The 13,703-nt window shown below is 40.8% G+C and carries 9 protein-coding genes; 3 read left to right on the top strand and 6 right to left on the bottom strand.

Annotated elements, in window-relative coordinates; translation table 11 throughout:
• Nucleotides 1–191: 191 nt before the first annotated feature.
• The 5 genes from NSQ44_RS03110 to NSQ44_RS03090 all read right to left on the bottom strand — a co-directional run bounded on the left by NSQ44_RS03110 (nt 192) and on the right by NSQ44_RS03090 (nt 9,087).
• Nucleotides 192–2,180 (bottom strand): sigma-54-dependent Fis family transcriptional regulator, encoded by a 1,989-nt coding sequence (locus NSQ44_RS03110; protein WP_311066882.1) that lies wholly within the window; start codon nt 2,178–2,180, stop codon nt 192–194.
• A 518-nt stretch (nt 2,181–2,698) separates the two neighbouring features.
• On the bottom strand, nt 2,699–3,199 hold the full coding sequence (locus NSQ44_RS03105) for an acetone carboxylase subunit gamma (protein WP_144598056.1): 501 nt from the start codon (nt 3,197–3,199) through the stop codon (nt 2,699–2,701).
• 4 nt (nt 3,200–3,203) lie between these two features.
• Nucleotides 3,204–5,483, bottom strand: a complete 2,280-nt coding sequence (locus NSQ44_RS03100; protein ID WP_066246781.1) for a hydantoinase B/oxoprolinase family protein — start codon at nt 5,481–5,483, stop codon at nt 3,204–3,206.
• Between the two features lie 22 nt (nt 5,484–5,505).
• Nucleotides 5,506–7,653 (bottom strand): hydantoinase/oxoprolinase family protein, encoded by a 2,148-nt coding sequence (locus NSQ44_RS03095; RefSeq protein ID WP_063389238.1) that lies wholly within the window; start codon nt 7,651–7,653, stop codon nt 5,506–5,508.
• Between the two features lie 552 nt (nt 7,654–8,205).
• Nucleotides 8,206–9,087, bottom strand: coding sequence for a LysR family transcriptional regulator (locus tag NSQ44_RS03090; RefSeq protein WP_340789674.1), 882 nt, complete (start codon nt 9,085–9,087; stop codon nt 8,206–8,208).
• Nucleotides 9,088–9,202: 115 nt separating this feature from the next.
• On the opposite strand from NSQ44_RS03090, the gene NSQ44_RS03085 reads away from it, so the two are divergent.
• From NSQ44_RS03085 to NSQ44_RS03075, 3 genes are read left to right on the top strand one after another with little or no spacing between them, the layout of a single operon-like run.
• The gene (locus tag NSQ44_RS03085; RefSeq protein WP_094245162.1) at nt 9,203–9,898 is read left to right on the top strand and encodes a CoA transferase subunit A; all 696 of its coding nucleotides are present in this window, start codon (nt 9,203–9,205) and stop codon (nt 9,896–9,898) included.
• Nucleotides 9,899–9,915: 17 nt separating this feature from the next.
• A complete protein-coding gene (locus tag NSQ44_RS03080) occupies nt 9,916–10,569 on the top strand; it encodes a CoA transferase subunit B (protein ID WP_063389241.1) in 654 nt (217 codons plus the stop codon).
• The gene (locus tag NSQ44_RS03075; protein ID WP_340854849.1) at nt 10,570–11,751 is read left to right on the top strand and encodes an acetyl-CoA C-acetyltransferase; all 1,182 of its coding nucleotides are present in this window, start codon (nt 10,570–10,572) and stop codon (nt 11,749–11,751) included. It begins immediately after the preceding gene.
• Between the two features lie 285 nt (nt 11,752–12,036).
• Here NSQ44_RS03075 and NSQ44_RS03070 read toward each other — a convergent pair whose 3' ends face one another.
• Complete coding sequence (locus NSQ44_RS03070) at nt 12,037–13,686, bottom strand: ribulokinase (protein WP_130156712.1); 1,650 nt, start codon at nt 13,684–13,686, stop codon at nt 12,037–12,039.
• Nucleotides 13,687–13,703 lie beyond the last annotated feature (17 nt).

Genomic DNA, 13,703 nt, shown 5'->3' with positions numbered 1-13,703 from the left:
ATGGAAGGAATGGATAAGGTATGATAGCTTTGTTTGAGGATCTTTTTATTTTCAACACACTAGCTTCTATTAACTATGACACCGTAAAAAAAGGCGCCTTGCCTAGGCATTTTTTTGTTTTAAAAAATTTGAGATGTGATGACATGTGAAGAGTTTAGTGAATATGATTGTATTTACGCGAGAAAATCGGCTTATGTTTGTTTTAGCTGATATTTTTTTAACTTCCGATAAAGAGTGGACCTGGCAATATTCATTTTTTTGGCGACAGCTGATAAATTCCAGCCTGTTTCCTCTAAAAGCCTGACAAGCACTTTTTGCTCTTCGATTTCAATTAAAGATAAATCTTTAAGCTGGTTATTGATGGAGAGGCTCATTCTGTTTTCAATAAAGTATGCCGGCAAGTCTTCTATCCTAATAACAGGAGAATCACTAAATATGACGGCATACTCAATGACATTTTGCATTTCTCTTATGTTGCCGGGCCACGAATATTCTAAAAAGTAATTTAAAGTTTCTTGCGCAATGGAAAGGGATTCTCTCGCATACTTTTTTGCAAATTTTTTTAAGAAATAATCAGCAATCAGAGGAATATCTTCCCTTCGCTCACGAAGAGGAGGAATATTAACCGTAACAACGTTAAGTCTAAAAAATAAGTCTTCGCGAAAAAGCCCTTGTTTACACAAGGCATATAAGTTCTTATTCGTTGCAGCAATAATTCTCACATTAATTGGAATCGTTTGAGATGAACCCAGCCTCATAATCTCCTTTTCTTGCAGCACCCTAAGCAAATGGACTTGCAGATCTAGCGGCATCTCGCCGATTTCATCTAAAAACAAGGTTCCTTCGTTTGCTTCCTCAAATTTTCCTTTCTTCCCTTCTTTCGAACCTCCGGTAAAAGTTCCACTTTCGTAACCGAACAGTTCACTTCCAATCAATTCTTTCGGAATTGCGCCACAGTTTATTGCTAAAAAAGGTTTGTCTCTTCTCTGACTAGATTGATGTATTGATTTTGCAATTTTTTCCTTTCCTGTACCGCTTTCTCCCAACAGAAGAATCGGAACATTTGAAGGAGCAGCTTTATAACATTTGTTTAGTGCTGTTAACAATGCATCCGATGTCCCAATAATATCGTTCCATGGTTCATCCTTGAGAATGTATCGCGCAGTGGTACGGAATACCTTTTTGTTATCCTTCAACACGACCATATATCCAGCAACTTCCCCTTTAAAATGAATCGGCTCGATTGCTAAAACCTTGAAATCTCGAACCATCAAATCGCTGGAAATATCGTTTTTCGCAGAGAATTTGGACATCCTTTTCATCTCATTTATTAAAGGATGAAAATCAGGATTTACCGCCAAATCTCCTGCATGTTTCAGGTTAAATAATTCCTTTAGCTTTTCACTGCTCTTCACAACATAAAAGGCATGGTTCAGTACTAGAATATGATCGTTTTTCCATTTATTTGCGCATTGAAAAAAATAATCTATTAAATAGTTATTCACTTTCATATAGACGTATGCAAGCTGTTTTTCAATCACTTGTGCAGTGGATACAGCTAAACCAAGTGTATGAGGCTGAGCATCTTCCCAAAATCCTGTAAAATCGATGACACCGATGACCTCTTTTGTGAAGGGATGAATGATAGGAGCTGAAGAACATGTCCATGGATGACATCCTTGACAAAAGTGTTCTGCAGAAAAAATTTGAATGGGATTTTGGGTGACGATACACGTTCCAATCGCATTTGTACCTGCTGCATTTTCGCTCCAGTCCATGCCAACTGTGAAATTCATTTTTTCCGCTTCCCGCAAAACATACGGTTCACCTTTTAAATAAATTATGCAACCGTTTTCATCCGTCAGCGTGATAAGATACCGAGTACCTTTCAACTTATAAAATAAATTATCAATAATCGGTTTCGCAATTTGATATAGCTCAGATCCTTTTAACAGATGATTTAATTCGTATTCTGTTAAAGCTGCCTTCGTTTGCAATTGCATCGGGTCAACTCCAGTTTCCTGACAGCGGCTCCAAGAATCTAAAACATTTTTTCGTATTTTGCCCGATATTTTATCTTCCCACGATCTTTCCACAAACATTTCCCATAAAGTTTCCAAATCTCTTTTTTTATCTGGCAAGTTGTGCGTAGAGAAAATAGATATATATGGATTGCCCATGTACTCCCCCCTCCTCTTGGACATATTATCAAAATTTTTCGAAAATAGATTATAAAAATACTTTATTCGGGGCTTTAAAAGCAAAAAACTTACCACCCCCGTAGTTCTTAAGGAATTACACACCAGTGATGATAAGCAAGGAAGTGACAAGTGTTACCACAATTATTAACGTATTTACTCGAAGATATCAAGTGTCTAGATTCGCATTTTTAATCTTTTGAATCAAATTCATGCGTTCACCATCGCTTTATCAAAACGATGTCAAATGTTTAACGCATTTGCTCAAGTGTGCATGCGACAGATTAATTTTGAGCAATACGTTTTGAACTGCTTGTCGTGAAAAATTCTGTTTATTTATGGTATTCTCTCTAAAAATGAAATAATGTGTCAACTTTCTATAGTTTTTTTAAAACTGCTTTAAATAAAAGTGGATAACCTTTGTGATGAAAACACTAGGTTATCCACTTGCTGTTCGATTGTGTCAGACTTTAGTCAGAAACGAACTCCTGGTTGATGGTTTATTTCACTTGAGGTATCGGACGCTTCAGCCATTCATTGTAAAATGCATCAATATCTGGTTCAAAATCTTTTAAGATTGGATACCAAGGTGTTACAGCTTCTACCTCCAGTTGACTTGCACAATTTGGGCAATAGTATTCACGTATAACCTGCCACTCCGGATCTGGAGCAAGCAGCTTCGGATACAGCTCCACCATTTTTTCCTCTGTATCACGAACGTGTATAAGCGCATGAAGTTTCCAGTTGTCACTTGCCTCACAAAATTCATGTCCGCAATCACACTTTACGACTCGTTTGCCATCTGGCTTCAAAACGATATAAAGGTGAAGTCCAGCCGGCAATAGAATTGGATCATCCCATGGAACTCTTTCCTGCAAAATGCTGATATATTTATCAAATCGGTCAGTATCCTTAAAATTTGAAAGCATTTCTTTTAATTTGTAAAAATCAATTGTTCCGTCGATCAGCTCTTCAATCGTCTTACGATCATATTGTGCCATGTTCTCACCCCGTTTTTTTCTGATGATTTATTTTTGCTCCGAAGGTTGGTACACCTAACTCATCTTCTGATAAATGCCATTCTGTCGGCAGATTCCAGAACTGTTTAAACTCATTCGCAAATTTTTCACTTAAGGCAAAGCTGCCGGCATACATATGACGAACCTGTACAGCCGCTTCTTTGTTTAGAATTTTTTGTCTCTCCTGCTCCATCCATTCTTTTACAGGAACCCCGCGCTTTAGACGCTCTTTTCTCATTTTTTTGCGGCGTTTTTCTGTCGCTTTTTCATCAACGATATACTTGCCTTTTTCATTTTTGCTGACAACTGCTCCGTAAACGCTTTCTGCATAACGCGGCAGCAGCAGTCCTTCATTTAAATCATCCTCAATCATTTTCGGCTTGCGCTCAAGCGGATCCCCAAAACCAGGTCCCCCACGAAGGTAATTTAAATACAGATCGTAATTTTCAAAAATTGTTTCTGTTGTAATGGATTGCTTATCACGGATAATTTCCTTTGCTTCCATTAAAGTATCGTATTCTGGATTATCCGGATCACTGTCTCCCCCTGTAGGAATAGGCAGTCTTTTTTCGATCCGTTCTTTCAAATTCGTTCCATGTGCTTCAAAACGGTATCCTGATGCTGCTGGATAGCCTCCCATTAAACCGCAGTCACTTGACATATAGCCATTTCCCATAAAGAACATTGTCCAGTCTTTTGCACCATATACCATCCGCAAAGTCTCGTAGCCGCTGCCTCCCCGGTATTTTCCATACCCTGCTGTATTTGGTTTTATGCTTCGTCCCAAATAAAGAAGCGGTTCTGCGAGCTCCCAAATTTCCATATCTCCCATATCACCTTCAGGGTTCCAGATGGCTGCCGCATGGTTAATACCGTCTCTTACCGCACTTGCTCCGACCCCTTCGGCTGCTGATTCGAAGCTGTTAACGGCATGATTTTCGTTAAATTGGTTATATCCTCCTCCTTGCAGCCAGTTAGAAGTGTTGGCATTTCCGGCGTTAACTTCTTCTAAATACCCGCGTGCAAAGTAGTTGCGGCTAAGTGCACGCCATAATGGACTCCATGCAGATACAAGGAAGTGCCATGCATAGCTGTGAGCGGTCCGAATATCGTCCGGATTTAGCCATGAACCGTAAGGCAAGTCGAACTGGCTCGCATAATAAGCGCCATCATTAACCCGATCGTTCGGGATGAGCGTTTGCGACATCATGACCCATATTCCGCTCGTAATCGAAACAGGTGTAGCATTGTAGCTGTGCCATCCCCATCTGTTAACGCCTTCAAAGTCGATTTGGAACTTGCCATCTTTGTGAACAGTCAGTTCTGTTGGGGCATGCATAATCGTGTTTACACGAGCGTAAGGAGGAACATCTAGGTTTTTATACGGTACGTCCACAAATGAAACTTGGCGGTATTTACCCGGAATCAGCAACGTTTTTACTTGATTGACAAAACCGCGCCGTCCATCCTCAATTACCTCGCGAATAAATTGTTTATAAGTGTCGACACCTTCCTCCTTAACAATATCAAGGACAAGGTCTCTGATCATATGGCAGCCGGCAACGCGAGTCCGTTCATCAAGAAGCCAGTACTTTGTTGTTCGGACAGAACGCTGGCTTTCAATAAGCCAATCTTTTAAGAGCGTATCATTTTTACCGATTTTACGGCAGGCCACTTGATAACCGTCATCGTAACGGCTAACTGGTCCAACGGTCATACTTCCTGGTGCAGTCGCCCCAACATCAATTACGTGGGTAACTCCGCCAACCCAGCCTATCAGCTCGCCCTCGTAAAAGATTGGAACAATTGTATGAACGTCACATGGGTGCACATTTCCGATCTGGCAATCATTGTTACAGAAAATATCTCCGTCTTCAATTCCCGGATTCTCTTCATAATCGTTTTTAATCATGTATTTAATCGCTGCGCCCATCGTCCCGACGTGAATGATAATTCCAGTAGAAGTTACAATCGAATCTCCTTCAGGAGTGTATAAAGTAAAGCATAATTCCCCTTCTTGCTCAACAATCGGGGAGGCCGCCACTCTTTTGGCCGTTTCCCTTGCATGCACAACTCCTCCCCGCAATTTTGAAAAGATCTTTTCATAGCGGATTGGATATGACTCTTTTAATGGCAATGTTTTTAAACCTGCGTAATGTCCTGTCTCTCGGCTGATTTCATCAATTTCTTTACGCATTTGCTTGAGTGTTTTTCCGTGCCAACCAATATTTTTCTGGCTTTGTATTGTTTTTTCAGTAATCGTCATGAAAAAATACCCTCCTTTTTCCTTAAAGTTCTTTTAAGTGGAAAATGCGATGCTCATCAAGATATGTTTCAAAACCAGGCGGAATCACAAACGTTGTGGCTGGAGATTCTAAAATTGAAAATGCACCGATTTTGTTCCCTGGCTTCAATTTTTCCATTTCCCAAATGTTTGCTTTGATCCACTCGCCCTTCCAATACACATCACGCTGGCCAAGAAACGCTTCTGACGGCGGAGTTTCTCCAGATAAAGGCTCCTCAGGAATTTTCGGCTTTGCCACTTCAACAATACCGCGTACGATTGCTCCTGTGATGCTGTAACCGAGTTCAGGCGATTTGGCCGCTTTTGCGTAAATTCTCGCATACGTTTCTTCGAATGCTTTGACAAGCTCTTCCCAGTCGTTAATATCCTTAAACTTTTGAATCGGCGATTCAATTTCAAGGTCGTTTAACTGACCTTGGTACTGCATGCGGAAATAAAGACGGAAACTCACATCTTGTCGTTTAAAGTTATTTTTCTCAAATTCAGCTGCCACTTTTTCGATTAGTTCATCCCAAGCATCCTGCAATTCTTTACCTGCCTTCAGCTTACTGCTGTCTTCATCTCCGTTGTTTACATTGATATCAAGTGTTTTATCATAGCGGTATTCAAAGTCTGCCGCACCGCAGCCAAAAGCAGAAAATCCAGCTGCCCACGCCGGTACTAGAACATCTTCAAAGCCAAGACCTTTTGTGTAGCCGGCAGTATGAAGCGGACCGCCGCCTCCATAAGAGAAGCATACATATTGAGATGGCGAATACCCTTTTCCAAGGATCATAGATTCAAGGTAATTGCGCAGTTGCGACTCAAGCAGATCGATAACACCGTATGCTGCGTCTTCAACAGATAATCCGAGCGGATCGGCGACCTGCTTCTTCAATGCTTCATAAGCTCTTTCCGGATATAGCTTAACCTCGCCGCCAAGGAAATTATCCGGGTTGATTAGTCCAAGAACCACGTGGCAGTCGGTTACTGTTACCGTTTCTATGCCGCCCTCCGGATAACAAACGCCGACTCTCGAACCTGCGCTGTCCGGTCCAAGTGTTAATGATTTGAAGTTCGGATCCACTCGCACAAAGCTGCCTGCCCCAGCTCCAACAGTATCCATGGAAACAAGCGGTAATGATAGTACAAGCCTTGCCATATCTGGGCTTGTATTAATACTCAAATCCCCTTGAGTAATAAGAGCCATATCAAAACTTGTTCCGCCGATATCCGAGCATGCAATATTGCGAATACCGAGTTGTTCACCAAGATATTTCGCGCCAACTACTCCCCCAATCGGACCTGAAACGAGCGTTCTTGCCAGTTCATTTGCACGCGTACTTATCGTTCCACCGTGGCTGGCCATGACCCGAAGATCAAATTTTGCCCCGTGATTTCTTAACATGTTATCAATTTTCGACAATGTCTCCCGAGACGGGTCTGCTGCATATGCTTCAATAATGGTTGTATTTGTGCGGTGAGACTCTTTTCTAACAGGGTAATAATCAACCGATGCAAACACAGGCACTTCTTTTCCGACTTTCTTCATGACTTCCTTTGCAATATCCCTAATTTTTCGTTCATGCTGCGGATATTTGTAAGAATGAAGCAAACTGATCACAATTGCTTCGACATCCTGTTCCAGAAGGTCCAATACTGCTGGTTCCACTTCATGTTCATAAAGCGGAATGACAACGTTTCCAAATAAATCGACTCTTTCTGTTACGCCTCTTGTCAATTCTCTCGGTACAAGTGGAGGATCGTAACGATGAGTATTCAAGTGTAAACGGTCTGAATAAGAATATCCTAGGTAAGCCTGGATCGCCCGGCCCATTCGATGGAAATCCTCCATCCCTTTATTAACGATCAGACCGACGCGGCGTCCTTTCCTTGACACGAGACGATTCAGCATCGCTGTTCCGGAGTAGACACCCGCAAGCAATTTAGGAAATTCTTCTTCTACTGTTGTGTTCCAGTAAGTTAGTGCATCCCTTGCAGAGTTGAGAAGACCAATTGATTCATCTTCAGGTGTGGATTGTGCTTTTCCGACGACAAATTCACCATTGTCGTCAATAATGAAGGTATCTGTCATCGTTCCCCCTGCATCGATAGCAAGTATTTGTGCATTCCGAGTTGTTACTGCTTCCATCCATTTCTCTCCTTTCTTTTTTCAAAAATTGATTTTGTTTTCGCTTTTTACTTTGCAACATTCGTGCCAATATTAAAAATTATCAAAAAATTAAGGAGAGAAAAGGCTTTCGTAAATTAGAGAATGGTGAAAGAGAATGATGAATTGTAGTGAATCGCTACACTGTTTCGCTACAATTTTTTCGTACAACAATACAGCTAAAAAAGAATTTGTTGCAATTTGCCCATAGAATTTTGTTGCTTGCTCCATACTATTCGACAGACAGCTTAAGCTCGATCAAGAGATTTTTTGTAAAAAAATAGACCATCTTTTAGTCTAGTAAACATAAAAATAACGACAAGGAATTTTCCAAGGGACAACAAAGACGACTTGAATGACAAAGCCACTATTGTACCGTCCTAATTTTATGATGGAAAATTTGATGAACAATAACTGCAGTTTCATTTTGTTTCTAAGTAAAAAACAAGTTTGAATGTTCTCAAATTTTCACCGGAAACAGTTGATACTTTGATGAAAGTCCCCATTATCGAAACGATAAATACGTTTGAAAAATCATAATGGATTTTCTTTAAGCATTTCCAGCAATTTTTTTAAAGCAAATGAGTGATATCTACCTTTTCTCGTAATGATGCCGAGTCTCCAAAGAAGAGGCGGATCTTTAAGTGGAACAATCGTGATGTTGGGGCTGTTCTGTTTATGAAAAATCATTTTCGGCATTAAAGTAATACCTAGTTTTGATGAAACAAGCTCAAGAATTAAATCCCATTGCGAGCTTTCATATGAAACAATTGGAGTAAAGCCTGCATTTTTACATGTGTTGATGATGTAATCGTGGAGTTTGAAATTTTTTGAAAACAATATAAACGGTTCATCTTTTAATTCATGTATTGAAACTGTTTGTTTTTGTGCAATTGGGTGGTCGCGATGAATAAACAAGACAAATTCTTCTGTAATAAACGGATGAATATGAAAAACGGATTCGTCTACAGGCAGTACAACTATGCCAATGTCAATCTCTCCTTCTTCCACTAATTGTTCGATGACCTTTGCCCCAAGCTCTATAAGTTCAAGTTTCACATTCGGATAGTTTTGATGAAACATTCTAGCAATAGAAGGAAAAAACAAAGTTCCAATGAGCGGCGGAACCCCCATCTTAATCTCTCCAGTCGCAAGATTAGAAAGTTCATCTAATAACATTTTCATTTCTTCCAACGTTTCAATCAATTTTTTTCCTTGCTGATATACAATTTGACCTGCATCTGTCAAACGGAGATGACGAGTTGACCTTTCGATCAGTTCAACATGCAGCTCAGCTTCAAGCTTTTTAACGGCTTTGCTTAATGAAGGCTGTGATAAGTAGGAATATTCAGCAGCCTTTGTAAAGCTGTTATGATTGGCAACATCAATGAAAGATTGAATATCACGAAATTCCACCATACTCCCCCTTATTTATTCACTATTGGAATAAATTGTATTCTTTTTATCTATTTTACTTATAGATAATGGGAATGTAAACTCTTACATAAGACAAAGAAAGGAGGAGATGTTCATGAACAAAATCATGAATTCATTTTCGGAAGCGGTTTCAGACATTCAAGACGGTGCATCCATTGTTGTAGGCGGATTTGGGTTGTGCGGAATTCCAGAAAAGACTATTCAAGCTTTACGTGACAAGGGGACAAAGAATTTGACTATTTACAGCAACAATTGTGGTGTCGATGATTGGGGACTTGGTCTTCTACTCAAAAATAAACAAATCAAAAAAATGGTCGCTTCCTACGTCGGGGAAAATAAAATTTTTGAACAGCAATTTTTAAGCGGCGATTTAGAAGTAGAACTTATACCACAAGGTACTCTTGCAGAACGAATGAGAGCAGGCGGAGCAGGAATTCCGGCTTTTTATACCGCAACAGGTGTCGGAACGCCGATCGCAAAAGGAAAAGAAGAAAGAGAGTTCAACGGAAAAACATATTTGCTAGAGGAAGCCATCGTTGCAGATTTTGCTTTTGTAAAAGCGTGGAAGGCTGATACTTATGGGAATCTTGTGTATCGGAAAACAGCGCGAAATTTTAATCCGCTTGCCGCAATGGCAGGTAAAATCACCATAGCGGAAGTGGAACAAATTGTTGAACCTGGTGAACTTGATCCGGACGAAATTCACACACCATGTATTTATGTTCAACGCTTACTGGTAGGAACGAATTATGAAAAACGCATTGAGCGGAGAACAGTGGTTACTAAATAAGAGAAGGAGTGATCAGGATGTCTAACAATCGATTAAAGATTGTTAAGCGTGCGGTAAAGGAAATTGAAAACGGAATGATTGTCAATCTTGGTATCGGAATGCCAACACTTATTGCCAATGAGATTCCGTCCAATTTCAACATCTTATTACATTCAGAAAATGGGCTGCTTGGCATTGGACCTTATCCGGTTGAAGGGGAGGAAGATCCCGATTTGATTAACGCTGGTAAAGAAACGATTACTACAGTGCTCGGCGCTTCATTTTTTGACAGTGCCGAATCATTTGCAATGGTTCGTGGAGGACATATTGATCTTGCTATTTTAGGAGGTATGGAAGTTTCAGAGAACGGCGATTTAGCCAATTGGATGATTCCAGGAAAAATGGTCAAAGGTATGGGCGGAGCAATGGATCTTGTAAACGGTGCGAAACGTGTCATCGTCATTATGGAACATTTGAACAAGAGCGGGGAATCGAAAGTGAAGAAAGAATGTACGCTTCCACTTACTGGCAAAGGGGTCGTCCATCGATTGATTACCGATTTAGCCGTGTTTGACTTTACAGATCAAGGGATGGTGCTAATTGAAACAATGGATGGTGTTTCAGTTGATGAAGTGATAGCAAAAACAGAGGCAAAATTCACAGTTTCTCCTGAACTTTCGGAGGTGAATTAAATGGTAACGACAGTTATTTTAGAAGGCGCGCGTACCCCGATTGGAAAATTTAACGGTTCGCTTGCTCAATTAACAGCATCACAGCTTGGCGGTATTTCGATGAAAGAGGCTTTAATGCGAGCAGAAGTAAAGCCTGAAGATGTGAATGAAGTCATTTTCGGAAATGTTCTTCAGGCTGGACAGGGACAGATCCCGTCGCGCCAGGCAGCTCGTGAAGCAGGTATTCCTTGGAGCATTAAAACAGAAACAGTGAATAAAGTTTGTGCATCCGGTCTTCGCAGTGTAACAATGGCTGATCAAATCATTCGAGCAGGCGACGAAGAAATCATTTTGGCAGGCGGCATGGAGTCAATGTCAAACGCTCCATATGCATTGAAGAATGCAAGATGGGGGTTAAGAATGGGTAATGCACAGATGGTTGATTTAATGATTCATGATGGCCTGTCATGCAGTTTTACTGGTGTTCATATGGGGACGTACGGTAACAAAATTGCGAAAGAGTATGAAATATCGCGTGAAGAACAGGACAATTGGGCTGTGAGAAGCCATAAAAGAGCAATTGCAGCAATCGAAGAAGGCAAGATGGCAGAAGAGATTGCAGCGGTTGAAATTCCACAGCGTAAAGGCAGCCCGCTTGTCGTTTATAAAGATGAATCACCGCGAAAAAACACAACGAAAGAGATTCTGGCAACATTACCTCCTGTATTTGACAAAGATGGAACGATTACAGCCGGCAACGCACCTGGAATTAATGATGGAGCTGCAGCGCTTGTACTGATGAGCGATGAACGGGCAAAAAGAGAAGGTAAAAGCGTTCTTGCAACCATCATTGGCCATGCAGAAGTTGCGGTTGAAGCAGAAAATTTTCCAATAACACCGGGCCTTGTCATTCTTGAGCTATTGAAAAAGACGGGGAAATCTGTCGATGATATCGACTTGTTCGAAATTAATGAAGCATTCGCAGTCGTTGCACTCGCTAGTATAAAAATTGCGGGAATCGATCCGAAAAAAGTGAATGTAAATGGCGGTGCTGTTGCCCTTGGTCACCCAATCGGCGCAAGCGGCGCGCGTATTCTTTTGACACTAGCGTACGAATTACGCCGTCGCGGAGGAGGGATTGGAATCGCAGCGATCTGTTCTGGAAGCGGTCAGGGAGATGCCGTGATGATTGAAGTAAAATAAAATGGATATAATTTGAAACCTATAAACAAAAAGAGTGAATTTGACCAAACTAATTATTATATTGATTTAATAGAAACATAATCGCCATTTTGCATCAAGCTTTGATTCTATTAAAACATTTAGCATCAGTAGTTTTGTGCGCCAGTGCAAAAAAAGAAGCCTCCATAAAATCAGGCCCCATTGAAAGCAAAAAATCATAAACATCGATATATCAACGTTTCAAAACATTAAAGGGGGCATCAATAAGCCGTAAAAGCGACTTATTAGACACCCCCGTATTTTGTATTAATTTTTTATTTTTTTCATCACATTGTTCGTTCCGCGGCCGAAATAGTTTACCAATTTTTTATACTCTTCATAATACAAATTATATTTTTCTACGTGATCCTGTTTCGGATAAAAAACTTTGTCTTTTAATTTGGCCATATTTGCTGCTGCTTCTTCGATCGTATCGTATCCACCTAGTTTTGATCCTGCAGCAACAGCTCCGAACATTGCAGCTCCGATGGCTGATGTGATTTTGTTAGATGCGATCTTGATTGGTCTTGCCGTTACATCTGCATATATTTGCATGAGCATTTCATTTTGATGAGGCAGTCCGCCGCATGCAACCAATTCATTAATTTCGATTCCTGCATTCTCAAAGCTTTCAATGATCAAGCGTGTCCCGAATGCTGTTGATTCAATTAATGCACGGTAAATTTCTTCAGGTTTTGTATTCAGCGTAAGACCGACTAATAAACCTGACAAATTGGCATCAACTAACGGAGTTCTATTTCCATTATGCCAATCCAATGCCAGCAATCCTTTTGATCCTGGAGGCAATGTGCTGGCTTTTTGTTCCAAATATTGATGAATAGATAGATTTTTGGCCTCCGCTTCTCTTTCGACATAACCCGGCACAAGCTCTTTGACAAACCATGCAAAAATGTCGCCAACAGCAGCCTGGCCTGCCTCATATCCGTAGTAGCCAGGGATTATTCCATCTTCGACGACTCCGCTGATTCCTTCGACAAACTCTTCTTTTGTGCTTAACAGCATATGACAGGTGGAGGTTCCCATAACCATAACCATGCTTCCAGGTGCGGTAACTCCTGCACCTGGAACAGCAGCATGAGCATCTATAATTCCAATGGCAACCGGTGTTTTTGGTTTTAGTCCAATTTTTGCTGCAAACTCTTCCGTCAGCTCGCCAGCCTTGCTGCCGATCGGAACCACTTCACCCGACAGTTTTGTTTCATAAATATTTTCCATCAATGGATGAAGTCTTTTTAAAAATTCTTTTCTTACATAGCCTTCCTGTTTATGCCACATTCCTTTATAGCCGGCAGAACAGCTATTTCGTTTCACTTCACCGACCATCAGCGACGTCAGCCAATCAGCTGCTTCAAGGAACAATGCCGCTTCATGATAGAGCTCCTCACGATCATGTATAATTTCTAATATTTTCGGCAGCATCCATTCTGACGAAATTTTTCCACCATAACGCTTTAACCATTCTTCATTCGACTCGCTTGCTAATTGATTAATTGTATCTGCTTCTGGCTGCGCTGCATGATGTTTCCATAATTTTACCCATGCATGCGGCTCATCTTTCCATTTTTCCTGAAAACATAATGGTGTTAATTGTTCATCGACAGGCAGAATTGTACAGGATGTAAAATCAATTCCTATGCCGACGATATCATCTTTGCTCACCCCGGAATCCTCTAACACTCTCGGGATGGACGTTTCCAGCACATCTAAATAATCTTGCGGGTGCTGAAGAGCTGTACTGTTTTTCAGCTTCTTCTGCTTATGAGGAAGAGTTTCCGTTATGACTCCATGTTTATATTGTGTGGAATGAGTACCAGCAACCTCACCAGTTGCAACATCTACTAAGACAACTCTTCCAGATTCAGTCCCAAAATCTACTCCGATTGCGTATTTTTTCATAAGCATCCCGTTCCTTT

Source organism: Aeribacillus sp. FSL M8-0254 (genome assembly GCF_038008845.1).
GTDB lineage: Bacteria > Bacillota > Bacilli > Bacillales > Aeribacillaceae > Aeribacillus > Aeribacillus composti.
This window is presented reverse-complemented; position numbering and strand designations above follow the sequence as displayed.

What these genes read in the sequence shown, in the direction of transcription:
- NSQ44_RS03110 (WP_311066882.1), bottom strand. Translation starts at nt 2,180, where the DNA reads ATGGGCAATCCATATATATCTATTTTCTCTACGCACAACTTGCCAGAT.
- NSQ44_RS03105 (WP_144598056.1), bottom strand. Translation starts at nt 3,199, where the DNA reads ATGGCACAATATGATCGTAAGACGATTGAAGAGCTGATCGACGGAACA.
- NSQ44_RS03100 (WP_066246781.1), bottom strand. Translation starts at nt 5,483, where the DNA reads ATGACGATTACTGAAAAAACAATACAAAGCCAGAAAAATATTGGTTGG.
- NSQ44_RS03095 (WP_063389238.1), bottom strand. Translation starts at nt 7,653, where the DNA reads ATGGAAGCAGTAACAACTCGGAATGCACAAATACTTGCTATCGATGCA.
- NSQ44_RS03085 (WP_094245162.1), top strand. Translation starts at nt 9,203, where the DNA reads ATGAACAAAATCATGAATTCATTTTCGGAAGCGGTTTCAGACATTCAA.
- NSQ44_RS03080 (WP_063389241.1), top strand. Translation starts at nt 9,916, where the DNA reads ATGTCTAACAATCGATTAAAGATTGTTAAGCGTGCGGTAAAGGAAATT.
- NSQ44_RS03075 (WP_340854849.1), top strand. Translation starts at nt 10,570, where the DNA reads ATGGTAACGACAGTTATTTTAGAAGGCGCGCGTACCCCGATTGGAAAA.
- NSQ44_RS03070 (WP_130156712.1), bottom strand. Translation starts at nt 13,686, where the DNA reads ATGAAAAAATACGCAATCGGAGTAGATTTTGGGACTGAATCTGGAAGA.